The sequence below is a fragment of the Asticcacaulis sp. AC466 genome (assembly GCF_000495815.1).
Classification (GTDB): domain Bacteria; phylum Pseudomonadota; class Alphaproteobacteria; order Caulobacterales; family Caulobacteraceae; genus Asticcacaulis.
The window spans coordinates 261,811-279,573 of record NZ_AWGE01000008.1; the positions used below are offsets into that span (position 1 = coordinate 261,811).

The following is a 17,763-nucleotide window of genomic DNA, read 5'->3' on the forward strand; positions in this document are numbered from 1 at the left end:
GTTCAAATCCGCGTCCGGTCCGGCGCTATCGTTAAGGAATAGCGCGCACGGGCAAGCCACGGGCGTTAAGCGGTCAAAAGCCGCTTTAATGTCAGGCGAATTTTTTTGGAGGCGGGATGAGGAGGCGAGGTTCCTCGGCAACCGAAGAGGTCGTCAGGTCTTCGAACGATGCCTGAACGATGGCCAGCACCGGTTGCGACGTCAAGGACTCGACGTCAAAGGCGACGCTTAGGCCGCACATGGCAATGCAGGTATTAAAGCAGGCTTTGTCGGATGACTTGCTGCTCTTGTCGTGATCGCAGCAATCCATCGAATCGCCGTTCATTGCCATCGACGCAGCCATATCTTCGCAATCCCGCTGCGCCGCTTGCGCGTGAAGCGGTGCGATCAACAGGCCCATGACGGCGAAGATGTAAAGAACGGCTTTGACCATCGTCCGGCAAGCATATGTTATTGGTGTGTGCAAAGTCAATCGAACCATTTAAACGTCCCATTGGCTATACCATGACATCTACCGGAGATGTGAGCCGGGGTAAGTTTTATCTGAAGCGCGACACTGTCTCGCCCAACGATACCAGCTTACTGATATGTCTCAAATGCCTCTCGAAAACGTCTTTGGCGCCGTATATTGTGTCGATAAGCCCAAGTCGCGTGCAGCTTGCATGTTGAGGATCTGCACAATATCAGGCGCGGCTTCGGCAACAAAGAAGGGCTTGCCGTCGATGTCGTAGTGATAGCCGCCGACATCGAACATCGCCGGATTGGCGCGGTTCTTGGAGACCTGCTGAGGCTGGGCGCTATCTCTGAACAAGACCCAGGCGCTGTCGTACAATCGAATGCTCATAAAGGAGCCTATATCGCGGGAACAGGCACGCGGTCTAGTCCGCGGCGCTGTATCAAGTCAAATTTGATGAGGCATGACTTATGCGTCTTCTGAAAGTGTGCGGACGAGGTCGAGAATTTTGCGGCGATGCTTTGCGGATTTTACGCGAGGAAAAACTTCAGCCAGTTCGATGCCCTCAGTCGTCATCAGGAAATCATGGACGAAACGCTCGGAGTCGGATTCGCTAAAGCCTTCAGGCGTCTCGCCCTCTGCATAGCCTTCAAAGAAGTAGGCGACAGGCGCTTTCAGAAATTTCGATATGTCGTGAAGCTTGGACGCGCTGATCCGGTTGGAGCCGCGCTCGTATTTCTGAACCTGCTGGAAGGTAAGGCCGATCGCATCGGCCAGATCCGTTTGTGACAAACCGAGGAACTTGCGACGCATGCGAACCCTGGCGCCGACGTGAAGGTCGACCGGATTAATGCTGTTGTCGTCAAATGCCATTTTGGTCCTCGTTGAGTATATGTCGAACGCCGAGCACAGTCGGCTTCCTGCAATGTATATATTGGCCACAGTTATTGCGCGTATATGCGGCCGAGTTATGACCTGGGTTGAGCCCGGGCCATGCCTTTTGAAATAAATAGAAGAATTTCCTGCCGTACTTCGCGTAGCCGGTGTGCGGCGCAGCATTGTGACGCGAGCTACGAAGCTCTGCAATAAAAAATATGACGCCCGACATTTCAAATCTAAGCCTTTGTAGAGCCGCAGATTTTTAGTGGCTTTCAAGGTGCTATGACGCCGCCCGCCAATCCGTTCGCCAAGTCCGCGTATTGACTCCGTTTTTAAAAAGAACAAATGTAGAACATAATTGTTAATCCAGCTCCAGAAAGGACCTTTGATGTCATGTCAGTCGCCAGTACGGCCAGCCTCACAGACCTCCGTCATCAGATCGCCGGCATTGAGCGGGTCTACACCCGGCTGCGCACGGTACTTCCATTTTCTGTCCCCGCAATCGATGACAAGCTGCCCGGCGGAGGGCTTGCCGTGGGCGCTCTCCACGAAGTTGCCGGCGGCGCCCAGGACGCAGTAGACGGCGCGGCCTCTGCCGCCTTTGCCGCCGGGATCGCGGCAAGGACGGGCGGCACCGTGCTGTGGTGTTTCAATCAAGCCGATCTGTTTGAACCGGCCCTAGCAAGGTTTGGATTGACGGAAGACCGGGTGGTGTTTTTCAGGGGCAAGGACGAGACCGATGTCCTGGCCGGTATGGAATACGCGCTACGCCATGGCGGGCCTACCGCTGTCGTAGGTGAACTGGCCGGCCTGTCCCACGTGAGTTCCCAACGCCTGCAACTGGCGGCGGAGACGTCAGGCACGATGGCGATTGCCTTGCGCCGTTGGCGAAGGCACGTGGATGCGCGGGATTTCGGCAATCAGACCACGTCATTTACCAGGTGGCGGGTCACAGAAATCAAGTCCGAACGTTTGCCGGTGCGTGGCGTCGGTCGGGCGCGATGGCAACTGGAGCTCATGCGCTGTCGCGGCGGAAGATGTGCGGATTTTGAAGTAGAGGCGACCGATGTCACGGGTCATATCACTGTTCCTGCCTTACTGGCCGACCGATCGGTTGAGGCGGGCGATGGGCACTTCCGGGCCGTCTCGTGAGGTGCCCCTGACCTTAAAAGGCTCGGATGGTCGCCGGCGCGTCATTACGGCGGCGGATGACCTGGCGCTTCGGATGGGCGTCCATGTCGGTATGGCTGTGGCCAAGGCCGAATCCTTGTTCTCCGATCTGGTCATTATGGACGCTGACGTGAGAGCCGACGCGATCGCCCTGGAAAAGCTGGCCTTATGGGGTCTGCGGCACTATTCGCCCAATGTGGCGGCCGACCCGCCAGACGGGCTGGTCCTCGATATCAAGGGCGCCGCCCATCTCTTTGGGGGAGAGGCGGCGCTGATCTCGGACCTGCTCGGTCGGCTGGGTGATCAGGGCATAACGGGCGTCGCGGCGCTGGCCGACACCTGGGGCGCGGCGCACGCCCTGGCGCGCTTCGGCGGGCAACAGGTCCAGATCATCGAACCCGGCAAGTCGGGCGAGGCGCTGCGCCGCTTGCCCGTCGAATCCTTACGTCTCCCGCCTGAGATGCTGCCCGATCTGCATCTCCTGGGCCTCGACACCATCGGCGAGTTGGCCGCCAAGCCACGTCCACCCTTGGCCAAGGCCTTCGGCAACAAGCTGTTTCGTCGCATTGATCAGGCTTTCGGGCGTTTGGCGGAACCCATAGAGCCAGTGGATGCACCAGAGCTGATCAAGGTGGAGCGTATCTTTGCCGAGCCTATCGGTGCGTCCGAAACCATCGAGAAATATACCCGGCGCCTGACAGACCAGATGTGCGCACATCTGGAAGAGCATGGCCTGGGTGTCCGGCGCCTCGACCTGCATTTTACGCGCACCGACAATAAGGTGGAGACTATTTTTGTCTCGACCGCCAAACCGGTGCGCGAACCCAAGCGTCTGGCCAAACTTCTGTGCGACAAGATCGAGACCGTCGATCCCGGCTGGGGTATCGACAAGATGATCATGACCGCCGCCTGTGTCGAACCGCTGACCATGAAACAGACACTGGCCAGCTTTGAAGCGCCGGCGCGGCCGGACATGGACGAGCTATGGGATGGTCTCGCTAACCGTTACGGTGAGGATAGCGTCTATCGGGCTATATCGGTTGCGACCGATATTCCCGAACGCGCCGTGGCCCGTCTGTCGCCCACGTCAACGGCCGTGGGCTCACGTCGCAACGCCCTCTATCGTCGGCCGCAGCGGATCTATCGCAAGCCCGAACCGATCCTGGCGTTGGCTGTCTTGCCCGATCATCCGCCACGCGCCTTTACCTGGCGCGGCCAGCGCTATGCCGTGGCCTGTGCCGATGGTCCGGAACGTGTCCAGGGCGAATGGTGGGTCAGCCCGCGTGAGAAAGGCAAGGTGCGGGACTACTTCATTCTTGAGGTCGAAAGCGGCGAACGCTTTTGGGTCTTCCGCACGGGCGATGGTGTCCATGAAAACACTGGCTCGCTGGCTTGGTACATGCACGGGAAGTTCGAATAATGACCTACGTCGAACTGCAATGCGCTTCCTATTTTTCCTTCCTGCAGGCCTGCTCATCGCCGGACGATCTGTTCGCACGAGCCAAGGCCCTGGGCATGGAGGCCCTTGCGATCTGCGACCGCAATACCCTGGCCGGCATGGTCCGCGCCCATGTTGCGGCAGAGGACCATGGGGTGCGTTTGATTATCGGCTGCCGGCTCGACCTGATGGACGGCATGTCGTTGCTTGTCTATCCGACCGGGCGAGTTGGCTATGCCAACCTGTGCCGGCTTCTCTCTTTGGGCAAAATGCGCGCCGGCAAAGGAAAATGTGACATCGAGTGGTCGGATATCGAGGATTTCAGTGAGGGACTGCTGGCCATCTTCCTCCCGGACGAAGCCGATGGCCTGTGCGCGATCCGTTTGCGTAAGTTCAAGGCGCTGTTCACGGATGGCGGCTATATGGCCCTGTCCCTACGCCATCGGCAGAACGACCATCTGCGCGTTCATGACTTATCGAACCTGGCCATCAAATACGGCGTGCCGACGGTCATCACCAATGACATTCTCTATCATGTCCAAGAACGGGCTTTCCTGCATGATGTGATCACCTGCATCCGTCACAACTGCAAGGTCGATGACATGGGCGACCTCCGAACCCGCTATGCCGATCGTTTCCTCAAATCGCCAGAGGAAATGCACCGTTTGTTTCCGGATTGTCGCGAGGCCATGCGCCGGACGGTGGAGATTGCCAATAAGTGCCGCTTCTCCCTGTCCGAACTGGAATACCAGTACCCGGAAGAGAAGCTCATGCCAGGTATGTCGGCAAGCGAAGCGTTGAAGCGGCTCTCCTGGGCCGGCGCCAAATGGCGCTATCCCGAAGGCGTGCCGGACAAGGTCATTGCGCTTCTCAAGCATGAACTCGATCTGATCAACCGGCTCGATTACGCGCCATACTTCCTGACCGTCAACGCCATCGTCCAGTTTGCCCGCTCCAAGGACATCCTGTGCCAAGGGCGCGGCTCTGCCGCCAATTCCTGCGTCTGCTATGTTCTGGGTATCACGAGCGTTGACCCGGATCGCAACGATCTGTTGTTTGAGCGCTTCATCTCCGAAGAGAGAAAAGAACCGCCCGATATCGATGTCGATTTCGAGCACCAGCGCCGTGAAGAGGTCATGCAGTGGGTCTTCAACACCTATGGTCGCAACCACGCGGCTCTGACCGCTGTCGTCAATCGCTTCCGCACGCGCGGCGCCATGCGCGACACCCTGAAAGTCTTGGGGTTCCCGGAAGATACCATCAAGGTTTTGGCTAAGAACATCCGCTATTGGCATAGCGAAGGTTGCACCGAAGAGATGGCCGCCGAACTGAATCTCAATACCAAGGATTATCGCCTCAAGCTCGCCTTCGAGATACACCTCCTGCTTCTGGATGTGCCGCGCCAGCTCTCCCAGCATCCGGGCGGTTTTGTCCTGACCCACGACCGGCTGGATGAACTCGTGCCGATCGAACCGGCGCGCATGAAGGACCGCCAGGTCATCGAATGGGACAAGGACGACATCGACGCCCTGAAGTTTATGAAGGTCGATTGCCTGGCGCTGGGCATGATGTCCTGCATGAAGCGGTGTTTCGACATGCTGGCCGAGACCAAGGGCATTTCCATGGACATGTCGTGCATACCGCCGGAGGACCCGAAAACCTATGCGATGATCAGGCGTGCCGACACCATCGGCACCTTCCAGATCGAGTCCAGAGCCCAGATGTCCATGTTGCCGCGCACCAAGCCGCGCACTTTCTATGATCTCGTTATTCAGGTCGCCATTGTCCGGCCAGGGCCGATCCAGGGCGATATGGTTCATCCGTACCTGCGTCGGCTCGAAGGCCTTGAGGAGGTGACGTTTCCGACGCCGGAACTGGGTAAAATTCTCGGCAAGACGCTGGGTGTGCCACTGTTTCAGGAACAGGCGATGAAGGTGGTCATCACTTGTGCCGGCTTTTCGCCCGGCCAAGCCGATCTGGTGCGCCGGGCGCAAGCGACGTTCAAAAAGACCGGGGGTATCGGCGCCCTTTCCCAGGACATCATCAACGGCATGCTGAAAAATGGATACACTGAAGAGTTCGCCATGAGCCTCGTCAAGCAACTGGAGGGCTTCGGCTCCTACGGCTTCCCCGAGTCTCACGCCTTCAGCTTTGCCATCATCTCTGAAGCCTCATCCTGGATGAAATGCCATCACCCCGAGGTGTTCTTGGCCGCCATTCTCAACAGTCAGCCCATGGGCTTTTACGCACCGGCGCAACTGATCCGTGACGCCAAAATACACGGCGTGGAAATTCGCTGGTTCTGCGTCAACAATAGCCGCTGGGACTGTACTTTGGAGCCTACTGGTCGGCCGGGCAGGTTTGCCGTCCGCCTCGGCTATCGCCTGATCAAGGGCATCCGCAGCGCGGATGTCGCCAACCTGATTTTCCACCGGGGAGAACAGCCCTATAAGTCTATCCCGGACCTGTGGCGCCGCGCCAGGACCCCGGAGCCGACCTTACGCAAGCTGGCCAAGGCCAACACTTTCGCGGAAGCTTTTCGGATCACCCGACGTGATGCAACCTTCGCCATCAAGTCGCTCGGGGATGATGTCCTGCCTTTGTTTGATTGTGTGCTGGACGCGCAAGGCCGCAGCATCTCTGAAACCGGTCAGCCGAACATGAATTTCCGCCCCATGACGGACGGCGCCAATGTGGTGGAAGATTACAACCAGGTCGGTTTCAGCCAGACGGTTCATCCCGTTCACTTCCTGAGGGGAGACCTGAAGGACCGTGGCTACGTGTCGTGCAAAGAGGCCATGACGTCGAAGGACAAGCGTTATGTCTCGGTCGCCGGCATGGTCAATGTGCGTCAACGGCCAGGCTCCGCCAACGGCGTCATCTTCATGACCATTGAGGACGAAAGTGGCGACGCCAATGTCATCGTTTGGGAGAAGGTGGGCGAGGCGCATAAACAGGCCGTGTTTGGCGCGACTATGGTCTTGGTCACGGGCTTCATTCAGAAGGAAGGGGAGGTCGTTCACCTCATTGCTCGTACCGTGGTCGACCTGTCACACATGCTGGCCAGCATCTGCGGACGCAATGCGCCGCTGAACGTACCGCACCAGCCGGGGGATGAATTCCGGAACGGTGGGCCGGGTGTTGATCCGCGCGTGGCGAAGGTTGCGCAGATTGAGCATCGGAGCCGAGATTTTAAGTAGAGTTTCTGCCTGACAGCGACCGGGTCTTGGCCTTTCAGGCCTGTATGTTTTGAGGTTGTCTCGCCGACCTGCAATTTGCGCGTCAGGCTAACTCGGACTGGAAGAGTACAGCGGTTCGCCTGAGCGCCGACGGATGAAAAAAGTACTATTTTATGTGGGCAGATGTGTGCGGTTCGAGGTTTTGTAGGATGCCAAGACGTTCTTGTAAGTATCTAGCCTCTTCCAGGTCATGTTCGGTCCATCCGCTACTGTCATGCAGCACCGTAAAGATGGCTGTATCTTCTGCATCCGGGTTAGGCACGCATATTCCTAAGACCAATGTTTCCGGAAACATGGCTTGGAGCACAAATATGTGCTGTTGTAAGTAGATTATCATTGAAGAGTCGAATTGCTTTTGAGTTATTTCAGCTGGACGTTTGGGGTAGGCCAGCCAAAAATATCGCAGGCTGGGCATTGTCGGGGACGCACAAGTCGCCGACCAGAACGTCGACAGGTCTTTTTCTTCCAAAATGCCATTCAGCTGCAGCGCTATGATGCGCCTTGCGAGCCGACTTTCCCCCGCCAACAACCTTAAGGTTTGCTCATGACTGTCGAACGAAGGAATGTCACTGACCACCCTGTCATTTCGATACTCTTCGATCTCTGAAGCTATATATGCGTCGATAACTCGGCTGCCGCGATTCGAGCGATCGCGGCGACGTTTGGTTTCTCCCGCGACATACATCTCCCATAAGCCGGGAACTACAGCCTCAAGTGGAGGCACTGAGGGCAGACCAGTTGGCGCTGGATCATCCACCCAACCAATTTGCGAGGCACCAAGCAGATCAAGCTCTTTAAACTCGAATTGTCTGGCGCTTTCAAAACTAGCCTCCCGGCCTTTCAGATAGGCCAAAAGATCAGATACAGTATCTAACTCTGTCAGGAGGGCATCAAAAGAGGGGCCGTCGAACACATGAACAAATGTGCCCGAGACTTTCATCTTTCCAATATGAAAAACTTGAGGATCGGGGGAGCTGGTATAGGTTAGCCCTGGCCACTCAGGTACAACTTTCGCAGGGTCAACGTCGGGGCGCACAACGGAAATGAGATGAAACCTTTTTTGCAAGGGATTTCCCATTCCGATGCGCAAAGCTTCCGTGGCCCGCTTATCTGTGAAGATTGACGCCGGCTGCCTTTTTATCCGCTGAAGCGCCGTCTTGAGTTGTCTTACCGTGCCTTCGATCGCGTGACGAAACCACCTTGACCAAGCAAGTTCACGATCGATCTCAAAGTCGAAGCTGCACGCTTTATCCGAAATGATTATAACATCGTCACCAAATGGAACGATAAGGTCCGTTAACTCCTTTCCGGAAGCGTAAAACGTGTTCGGAATCGACCAAAGCTTCAAAAAGGTTCGATCCGCCAGAGAGTTTAGTTGCCTTTCGGATTTGCTTTGGTGCATCTTGATGTCTCGCTTTCTGGCTCCATGATAATGCTTTACAAGCCCAAGCTCCGCAAGCGTCCGACTGACAAACTCAGCATCAAAGGAAGCGACCTGGGACGTTAATGGTGTTGCTCTCGGGCAGCTTGGCTCCATAAGGCACACTACGCCACAAGTTGATCGGTCGTATTGCTATCTTCGGGTGCATAGGCATGTTAGGTTTTGCGCGATCATTTAACTCACGAATCGAATGCTGGAGCCTGAGATGAGCGGCCTGTCACTATATTTGGACTATCACGCGCATGCGCCGCTTGACCCGACTGTGCACGCGGCAATCTGCTCGGCCTATCGTGACTTTGATTACAACGCTCATTCCGCTTCAGTCGCCGGTGAACGGACGCGCGCGGCTGTAGAGGCTGCTCGCGAAATTGTTGGAAAATTGGTCGGGTTCCAGCCCACTGACGTAATTTTTACGTCTGGTGCCACAGAGGCAAATAACCTCGCTATCAAAGGGCTAGCTAGCCGCCTTCGAGAAGTTGGTCGCACACAAATCATTGTCTCATCGATCGAGCACCTCTCTGTCTTGATGGCAGCTGAACACGTTGGTGAGGAGTTTAGCGTAATAGTTGCGCCCGTTCTGCAAAATGGATTGGTCGATCTCGACCGGCTACGGGAATTGGTTACGGAAAAAACGGGCCTTGTGTCCATCGCAGGGGCTAATCACGAAATAGGTGTAGTTCAGCCAATTGTCGACATCGCTGCGATCGTTAAGCCCGCAGGGGCCATATTCCATTGTGACCTTGCGCAAATCGCAGGCAAATTGCCGCTCGATCTTAGTTCCGTTGATATGGTCAGCGTTACAGCCCACAAACTCCATGGCCCGATAGGTGTTGGCGCCCTTTGTGTTCGCCGCAAGGTGCGCCGCGTGATGACGGCTGCCCAACACGGCGGTGGCCAGGAGGCCGGTCTCCGGGCTGGCACGTTACCAGCACCATTGTGTATCGCTTTCGGAAAGGCATGCGAAATCGCGGCCGAACTAATGGATGCTGAAATTCCGCGCGTGACACAGTTGCGCGATGAGCTCCTGGCCAAATTGCAAACTTTGCCTGGCGTAACTCTGAATGGTGATTTGAACCATAGGCTCCCCGGAAATATCAACCTCTGTATACAGGGCGTGGATGGGGAGGCCCTTGTTATGCGTATTAAAGACCGCGTTGTTATCTCTACAGGCTCAGCTTGCTCGGCGCACTCGCTGGAGCCATCCCACGTACTCTTGGCTATCGGTCTCAATCGGACAGCGGCCGAATCTGCTATACGAATTGGGATTGGTCGTTACACAACACAAAAAGACATCGACGTAGCGGCAACCGTCATAGGGCAGGCGATACGCGACCTACGGAATATCAGTATGAGACTGCGCGCATGAGTGTTCTATTGGAACAAGCCGGGGCATCGTCGGATGGCCTGGCTGGAAAGCTACGTGAGATCGTCAATGATCTTCGGGATGAGTACAGGCAGCCGCATGCCGTGCCTTGGATCATTGGTTTCTCCGGGGGAAAAGACAGCACATTGCTCGCACAGCTCGTGTTTGAGATGCTTCTCGATTTGCCTCCGCGAGAACGCAGGCGAACAGTTCATATCGTGGCCAATGACACTCTTGTAGAGTCTCCGGTCCTTGGCCGACACCTCGACGCAGTGCTGGAAAAAATTTCGGCGGCCGTAAAACCATTGCGCCTACCAATGATCGTTGCCAAGACGACCCCGGAAGCTGATCAGACCTTTTGGGTCAACCTAATTGGTCGGGGTTATCCGTCGCCCAGTCGGATTTTTCGCTGGTGCACCGATCGGATGAAAATACAGCCGACGACCCAGTATATTACGGATCAGGTCAGCGCAGCCGGCCAAGCCATTCTGTTGCTTGGCGTTCGCCGCTCCGAGTCGGTGCAGCGTCGCCGAAGCGTTGAACGGTACGAGAATGGCGAACGTTTGAACCCTCACACCACCCTTGCTGGCTGCATGGTTTACAAGCCAATCGTTGAGCTCGACACGGACGAAGTATGGCAAACCTTGCTGCAGGTCGTCCCACCTTGGGGCGGCACCCATCGTGACATCGTCACCCTTTATCGCAATGCAGGTGGGGCTGAATGTCCTCTGGTGACCGATAAATCCGAAGCGCCTTCTTGCGGTAGCAATTCGTCGCGTTTCGGATGCTGGACTTGTACAGTAGTAGAAAAAGACAAGAGTGCCGCAGCCTTTGCTGAGGCAGGTTATGAAGACATAGAACCTCTGCTTGAGTTTAGAGACTGGCTTAAGGAAATCCGTGAACGCGGCGATATGCGCATGTCTAAACGGCGTAACGGCAGCCTGAACTTCGTCGGGGAGGGAAGGCTGATCCCTGGCCCTTTCACCCTTGAGGCGAGGCAAGAAATACTGGCGAGATTGCAGCAGATTCAATCTGAAGTTAGTTACCCGTTGATCCGTGAAGAAGAGATCGAAATCATCAAGCAGATTTGGGCAAAGGATTTCTCGGATCCGGTGAAGGCCGTGGCTAATGTATAATTTGCTCAATGACACGAACCCGCTGATTGATCTAAAGACGATCCGCGCAGCATGCCAAACGGAAGATCTATCGTTGTCCTTGTTCCTGGAACTTCTGAAAGCCAGGAAAGAAAGCGGACGTGACGGCAACCGACGTCGCTTGTTTGCGGCGTTCGACGCCCTTCTGGCTGAAGACGCAAGACCAGCCGTAAACGATGACGACGAAGCGTCCGTGATGCACGATCGCTCGGAAATCCATCTGTCTCGTCTGTCTTTCAGAAATTGGAAGGTCTTTAGCGAAGCTGAGTTCTCATTTCCTACGCATCAACCAGACAAACCTGTTGTGCTGGTCGGAGGTAAAAACGGCTACGGCAAGACAAGCCTGCTTGAGGGCGTCTTGTACTGTCTTTTTGGGCGCACTGCCTTTGGTGAGCGATCAAGGCTGCTGAGTGAGGCCCAATCCCTCGCGGGCCGCAATGCCAACTACCGACACTTTATCGAGCGCGCCCTTCATCTTCCGGCAAAAGAAAGAGGCGATCGCGTCGCCACCGTTAAGTCTGAGTGGGTCACGTCCGAAGGGCCGTTCGTGGTGGAACGCCGCTGGTATCTCGACGATGATGGCGCAATGAGCGATGAGGATGAGGTCCTGACCATTTGGACAGGAGCCGATCGTGATGTGCTATCGACGCCAGAAAACGCGGAACCGACAGCCTTCTATCAATCTGAGATCGAACGGCGTCTGATGTCGCCAGGTTCTGCCGCCTTTATGCTATTCGATGGCGAACAAGTCGGTCGTTTTTCTGAAAAAGGATTCGGCGAACAAGTAAGACTTGTAACTGAAGGCGCTTTTGGCCTCTCCGTTTGGAACGACGTTGTTGACGATTTGCGCGACTACGCCCGTGATCGTACCCGCCGACTTGAAAAGGGAGGGGGCGCCTATGAACAGAAGATCGCAGAAATCGCCGCACTACAGAGTGAACAAGCTCATCTGTCAGAAGAAATTTCGCTTCTTGAAGGTGAGGCCGCTCGCCTCCGTGATGCGCGCGATGCGGTATTGGGCACTCTAAGTCGGTTGCAAGGGGGAACATACGACACCATGCATCAGCTGCTTGAGCAACGACACTCTAATTCGATGGACTTAGCCCGCTACTACCATGAATTTGCGGGCTCGGCGTCAAGCACGCTTCCGTTTGCATTGTTCGGTCAGGCTTTGAAAAGTAAGCTGCTAGAATCTCTCAAGGGCGATAGCATCGTGGATGCTCGTCATGCATCAATTTTCAAAAATGAAGAGGCTCTTGCCGTTCTCATCGAACGCATATCTGCTGGCGCCAAATCGCCGGCCGAACAAGAGCGGCTGTCGAACGCGATAATTGCAGCTTGGAGCGGGCTGGCAGGGAGTGCATCTGAAGCTTCGGCGGCACTTAAGCACGATTACATGAAAGCTTCGCTCCGGTCGGCAATCGTATCAAGGCTATCCAGGAAGACGGCAGATGTAGAAAACGTTAGATCTCTGGCTGCTCGGATCGATGCGGCAGAGCAAGAAAGTGAACGCCTTGCCCGAGGCATTGCGGAAAATGAGAAACGTGAAGTTGACACGACTTCGAACCGTGAAGAGCTAAAGACCATAACTGCTGACTTAGCGACCTTAGGCCAGGAGATCGGCACAAAGCGATCTGCTATTGAACGCCTTGAAGCCAAGCTTGCAATATTCAAAAATGCCTTGCTGCAAATGTTTGGCGAGCATTCGTCCGACCGCAGCACGCAATTTCTGGTCGAGACTGCCATTGCCACAGCAGCCAAAATTGACGGCGTTATTGCGGCCGTTAGACCCGATTGCTTTAGCAAGATTGGCGCCGCTGTTACTAAGACCTATGCGAGCCTAGCTCACAAACAGCTTGTCGCGAACGTCGAAATCACTGCTGATGGTATGGTTCACCTCTACGACGCGACAGGTCGCGATGTCCGCAGTCTGGAGGCGTCCGCCGGTGAAAACCAAATCTTCTCAATGGCGCTTATGGCTGCCATTGGTGACATCATGCCGGTCTGCGTGCCGATCATAATGGATACGCCGTTGGGACGATTAGACCGCGACCACCGCGAGCGGCTGCTTACGTATTTCGCTCACCGAGACGTCCAAACAATTATGCTTTCGCAACCGGATGAGGTGAATGGCATATATCTAGAAATGATTGAGGATCGAGTCGCAACTAGGTTTATCTTAGATCATCAAGGCAGTTCTAAAGGACCCGGTGCTACGGTTGCTCGCGAAGGCTATTTTAGCGAGGCCGCGGCGTGAGTCTGAACCTAATTGACGTTTTTCGCATAGATTTTCGGACTTCTGCTGAGGCTGATGCTCTCAACTCTAGCCTTCAAAAATCTCTCAAATTTGACTATCGGTATCAGCCTGCGCGCATAGGCATATCCTTGTCGCTAGGGAGAAGGACAGCGCCTTCACCAGTGTCTGACTTGCTTGGGAAGCCAATTCGTGGCGAGACCTTGTTCGGTCAGGAAGAGAGTGAATTGGCACTGTGGGTCGCCCTAATATTTGAACACAGCTCATCACCACAATTGACTAAAAAGGATCTGACAGAGCTCGTTGCGGCGCATTGGCATCGCGGGATGCGATTGCTCGCGGAGCAAATTGGGAATTGGGACGAGGAACCTCATTCATTCCTCCTTCACCTAGCGAATGAAGAAACATTCCTGCCTATGGAGGCTGAGACATTTTGATATTCCAATAATACACGTAAACTCGGAAGTCGGAGGGAACAGTTGTGAACGCTATAATGTGGCAGGTTTTAAGATAGTCAGCTTTCGCGTGTTCGTTCTATCTATCGGGATAACGGTGGCCAAGTGCGCACCTTGGGTTCACAGGTAAAGAGTAGGGGGCTATGACTTAAGTCAATTCTGCGTTGAAATTGTTCGCGCACTGGTGCACATTCAAATGAGAGGGGCAAAAATGAAAAACAAAGATCTTAGAGATCAGATTATTTCCGAAGTCTGCCAAGAGTTTGAAGTTGATAAGCTGTTCATCCTGGAGTTGATGTCGCTTGAGTCCGAGCATGGCGACCTCCTTGCCTGGGGAGCTAAGCCGAATTTGCGACGCGATATTGCTGCGGTGGTGGATAGAGCTTTAAATAGCGGTCACACGGAATAAGTCATTGAAACTACTTCGCGTTAAATTAGAAAATATATTTGCTTATAAAGATGCCGATTTTGACTTATCGGCAACTACCGTGAAGCAGAACATTGTCCTCATCTGGGGGAGAAACGGTATGGGGAAAACCAGCTTTCTCAATGCCGTAAAGTTGTTGTTCACGGGCTTTGAGAAGATGATCTACCGGCAAGTTGGATTTCCCCCCGCTCAACTCTCAGCCGGTCAGTTCGTTCTTGGCGACGGTACAAGGTGGACAGGGGTGGTAAACCGCGAAGCTCGACGTCGCGCGCTCACGCTGGGCGAGCCTTTAAATGCGAAGATTCAGTTGTCTTGGCTAGATCGTTCTGAAGAAACTGTAACCGCGACTAGGTGGTGGACCGTTGAGGCGGATGACTTCACAAGTGGGTTGGCTATTGAGCGTGCCGGGCAAAGATTAACGGGAGCGCCTGCTCAAGAGCTCCTAGAAGATACAATCCCTTCTGAACTAGTGAAGTTCTTTTTCTTCGATGGCGAGGATATAAAGAGTATAGCAGAAAGCTCGGGGCTATTTCAGGCCGATTTTAACCGACTATTACAAATTACCTTCGTTGAAAATTTGGCCGGTGAAATGGTCAAATTATCTAGCGAGAGAAAAAGACAAGGCCTTGAGGCGTCGTTACAGAAAAGTCTCGATGAGGCATCAAACAACGCGCGAAAGGCAAAGACAGTTCAATTAGAGTCGAAGGAAAAGATCGAAGAATTAGATGCTCAAATAGGAATTGATGGTCTTGAATTAAGACGTGTACAGATACGCCGCGCTAATCTGAGTAGCGGTGCCTCCGAATTTCAAAAAAAAGCACTCGAAGAACAGAGAAAATCGGTTCACCAGCAGCTTGAAAAAGTAGTGCAAGAGATTACTCGCGATCTTCCGAAAGATGTTCCTATACTTGCAAATCTTGCACTCGCGAAACGTACACTCGACGCCATCCTGTCCAGACTTGCGCAGCGGGGCAGTGCGGAGGCAAGTTATGTCGAGAAAGTCAGCACTAATTTACAGGGCTGGATCGGCGAAGGTTGTCCGGTTCTTTCTGACGAGGAAACGGCGCGCCTGGCCATTCACCTAACAGGTCAGATGAGAAAACTCCTCAGTGCTGACGAATCGGCCGGTATTTTTGCGGGTGTGAGTATTGCGACGCTCGAGCGCATAGTGACTCGGTTCGAAGTTTGGGCGACAGCAGGCGAGCAACTGAAAAGCGGTCGGACTCGGCTGCTCATTGAAGCCTTTAGACTTGCCAACTCAAGACAAGAGATCGACCAAAGTCTTTTCACATTGGAGGTCGGCGCCAATGGGAATGCGGAGGAGTTTCGGAATGTATCTAACCGAATGGCCGAATTGGAAGAGGGGCTTGCCAAGCAAAACCAACTAAAGGGGCAGTGGACTCAGAAATTTCGGGAAGCCGTCGAAGAAGAGAAACAATGGGCGTCAGAAGTTAAGCGCCTGGAGGGCACCCAAGATCAAGTTTCTCAAGCAGCAAATGAGAGCAGATTTGTGCTAAAAGCTGCGAAAGCATTGAATGAAATTAGTGAACGTCTTAAAGCGGCGACGCGGCTAGAACTGGAAGATATGTTGAATGATCGGTTTAAACGGATCATTCAACACCCCCTAATTGACCGAATTGGACTTGACGAAGGGTATGTTATGACCTTCTTCGAAAAAAGTGGAAAGCCAGTTGGGCGCACCAGTCTTTCAAGTGGTATGAAGCAACTAGCGGCAACCGCCCTGCTTTGGGCTATGAAAGACAGTGCCGGTGCGGATTTGCCAGTCATCATCGACACTCCGCTGGGGCGAATTGACCGGGAAAATCAAGAACACCTTTTGAGGGCATATTACCCCGCCTTGGCTAATCAAGTAATAGTTCTGCCCACAAACGCAGAAATCGACGACCGAAAGCTAAAAATACTGTCTGACAGAATTGCCACTCACTATAGCATTGTTAATGACAGTGGTGATTCAGCCCGCATCGAAAACAAACCTCTGGTTGAAATGTAATGGTAGCTCGCGTTCAATTAACCGAAGCCGACAGAGCTGTCATGGACCGGATTATGGAACATGGCTGGGGGTTGGACCTCGATTATTGGACAATTGCGCGAATTGCACTTGCCCGGTCACTTCAACTGCCCAGTGCACCTTCCCCGCAAGCTTACCCGATTATGCCTAGTCAGGAACGAGGCGTGTCACTTCATCCAGCGCAGTTGATTGGAGAAAGTAGATCCGGCGACGAGGATTTTTCTGACGTTTATCGTGCAATGCTGTCAGTCTACGAGGGTATTAGCCTTTTCGGTGACGACGCGGCTTTTCATATGGTGTTGCAGCGCCACGTTAGGCGTGGACTGGCAACTCTATCTGCCGAGTGGATGCCGGATACGAACTTTGACGCGTACCTATTAAGGGAGCTATTTCCGGAACCCGCTTTAGACCAAGATTCTGACCGAGCAGTTGACTTGGGCAGCCAATTATCCCGTTTGCTTACCGAATTGGGTGCAGATGCCCGTTTGGTTCAGACAGACGAAGGACCAAGAATTACGCGTTTTACGTATCAGTTAACGCAGCTTGATGATTTCGCACGAGTTAAGAGAGGCGAAGACAAAATAAGCTTTGGCCTTGGTTTAGGGGAGGGAGCAGCTAGCGTTTCCGGCGCGGCTGGAGAGCGTCAAATTTGGATCGACATCGCCCGTACTTCAAGCAAGTGGCGGAATGTAGAATGGGCGGATATAAAACCTTGTCTTAGCTCGGCAGAAGCTGTCGCCATGTCGTTGGCAATCTGCCTAGGGACAGACGTATTGGGCAAACCATTGTTGATCGACTTGGTCGAAGCTCCCCACTTATTTCTCGGCGGCACTACGGGGAGTGGCAAGAGCATGACGTTGCACTCTATTTTATTGTCTTTATTGAGCGCGAAAAAGCTGCCCCGGTTACTTCTGATTGATCCAAAATCGGTCGAGTTTAACGGCTACAAGAGTTTGAAAAACCTTGAGGGAGGCGCAATCCTCTCGTCGCCGGCGGATGCGTTGAAGGCGCTGAATGAACTTATCGAAGAAATGGACCGTCGGCAGAAGATATTTGCTGACCTCGGGGTGCGCGATCTCGAAGAGGCACAGGAAGCGGGCTCAGATCTCACACGCATCGTCGTGGTGATCGACGAATTGGGCGATTTGTTTATGCAATCCGACGAGATAGAAATCCCTTTGATTAGACTAGCTCAAAAGGCACGATCGGCAGGAATTCATCTCGTGCTTGCAACGCAGCGGCCAGAGGCCGCAACCTTTCCGGGCATGCTCCGCTCTAGCGTACCAAGCCGCATCGCCCTTACTGTTCAAAAGGCGTCAGAATCACGAATAATTTTGGATGAAGGTGGCGCCGAAAGCCTTCTCGGACGGGGCGACATGCTTGTGAAACTTACAGGGCGGCAACCAATTAGGGGGCATGGCGCCAGAATTCAACCATCTGACATAGCTGGATAGTGAGTT

14 protein-coding genes are annotated in these 17,763 nt (G+C 54.1%); 10 read left to right on the plus strand and 4 right to left on the minus strand.

Going from position 1 to position 17,763, the window contains the following annotated elements:
* Window positions 1-91: 91 nt before the first annotated feature.
* From AEAC466_RS33115 to AEAC466_RS33125, 3 genes are all read right to left on the minus strand, one after another.
* Entirely contained in the window at window positions 92-433 is a 342-nt protein-coding gene (locus AEAC466_RS33115; protein ID WP_023458131.1) for a hypothetical protein, read from the minus strand.
* Window positions 434-592: 159 nt separating this feature from the next.
* Window positions 593-844 carry a hypothetical protein gene (locus AEAC466_RS33120; protein WP_023458132.1) on the minus strand — a complete coding sequence of 84 codons (252 nt, stop codon included), beginning with the start codon at window positions 842-844 and terminating at the stop codon, window positions 593-595.
* Between the two features lie 78 nt (window positions 845-922).
* Window positions 923-1,327, minus strand: a complete 405-nt coding sequence (locus AEAC466_RS33125; protein WP_023458133.1) for a helix-turn-helix domain-containing protein — start codon at window positions 1,325-1,327, stop codon at window positions 923-925.
* A 399-nt stretch (window positions 1,328-1,726) separates the two neighbouring features.
* On the opposite strand from AEAC466_RS33125, the gene AEAC466_RS33130 reads away from it, so the two are divergent.
* Genes AEAC466_RS33130 through AEAC466_RS33140 form a run of 3 tightly spaced genes read left to right on the plus strand, consistent with a single transcriptional unit; the run spans window position 1,727 to window position 7,141 of the window.
* The gene (locus AEAC466_RS33130) at window positions 1,727-2,485 is read left to right on the plus strand and encodes an ImuA family protein (RefSeq protein ID WP_023458134.1); all 759 of its coding nucleotides are present in this window, start codon (window positions 1,727-1,729) and stop codon (window positions 2,483-2,485) included.
* Entirely contained in the window at window positions 2,460-3,923 is a 1,464-nt protein-coding gene (locus tag AEAC466_RS33135) for a DUF6504 family protein (protein WP_023458135.1), read from the plus strand. Before AEAC466_RS33130 ends, AEAC466_RS33135 begins: the two co-directional genes overlap by 26 nt.
* Window positions 3,923-7,141: an error-prone DNA polymerase gene (locus AEAC466_RS33140; RefSeq protein WP_023458136.1), complete on the plus strand. Its 3,219-nt coding sequence runs from the start codon at window positions 3,923-3,925 to the stop codon at window positions 7,139-7,141. Before AEAC466_RS33135 ends, AEAC466_RS33140 begins: the two co-directional genes overlap by 1 nt.
* Before the next feature lie 145 nt (window positions 7,142-7,286).
* On the opposite strand, the gene AEAC466_RS33145 is transcribed toward AEAC466_RS33140, so the two are convergent.
* Window positions 7,287-8,582, minus strand: coding sequence for a hypothetical protein (locus AEAC466_RS33145; RefSeq protein WP_023458137.1), 1,296 nt, complete (start codon window positions 8,580-8,582; stop codon window positions 7,287-7,289).
* Between the two features lie 244 nt (window positions 8,583-8,826).
* Here AEAC466_RS33145 and AEAC466_RS33150 point away from each other — a divergent pair, with 244 nt between their 5' ends.
* From AEAC466_RS33150 to AEAC466_RS33180, 7 genes are all read left to right on the plus strand, one after another.
* Window positions 8,827-9,987, plus strand: coding sequence for a cysteine desulfurase family protein (locus AEAC466_RS33150; protein ID WP_162148943.1), 1,161 nt, complete (start codon window positions 8,827-8,829; stop codon window positions 9,985-9,987).
* Window positions 9,984-11,120 (plus strand): DNA phosphorothioation system sulfurtransferase DndC, encoded by a 1,137-nt coding sequence (gene dndC / locus AEAC466_RS33155; protein WP_023458139.1) that lies wholly within the window; start codon window positions 9,984-9,986, stop codon window positions 11,118-11,120. Before AEAC466_RS33150 ends, dndC begins: the two co-directional genes overlap by 4 nt.
* On the plus strand, window positions 11,113-13,395 hold the full coding sequence (locus tag AEAC466_RS33160) for an AAA family ATPase (protein ID WP_023458140.1): 2,283 nt from the start codon (window positions 11,113-11,115) through the stop codon (window positions 13,393-13,395). The genes dndC and AEAC466_RS33160 overlap by 8 nt, the downstream gene beginning before the upstream one ends.
* Window positions 13,392-13,829, plus strand: coding sequence for a DndE family protein (locus AEAC466_RS45205; protein ID WP_081714607.1), 438 nt, complete (start codon window positions 13,392-13,394; stop codon window positions 13,827-13,829). The genes AEAC466_RS33160 and AEAC466_RS45205 overlap by 4 nt, the downstream gene beginning before the upstream one ends.
* 229 nt (window positions 13,830-14,058) lie before the next feature.
* Entirely contained in the window at window positions 14,059-14,256 is a 198-nt protein-coding gene (locus tag AEAC466_RS33170) for a hypothetical protein (RefSeq protein ID WP_023458142.1), read from the plus strand.
* Between the two features lie 4 nt (window positions 14,257-14,260).
* Window positions 14,261-16,285, plus strand: a complete 2,025-nt coding sequence (locus AEAC466_RS33175; protein WP_162148944.1) for an AAA family ATPase — start codon at window positions 14,261-14,263, stop codon at window positions 16,283-16,285.
* Between the two features lie 41 nt (window positions 16,286-16,326).
* On the plus strand, window positions 16,327-17,757 hold the full coding sequence (locus AEAC466_RS33180) for an FtsK/SpoIIIE domain-containing protein (protein ID WP_162148945.1): 1,431 nt from the start codon (window positions 16,327-16,329) through the stop codon (window positions 17,755-17,757).
* Window positions 17,758-17,763 lie beyond the last annotated feature (6 nt).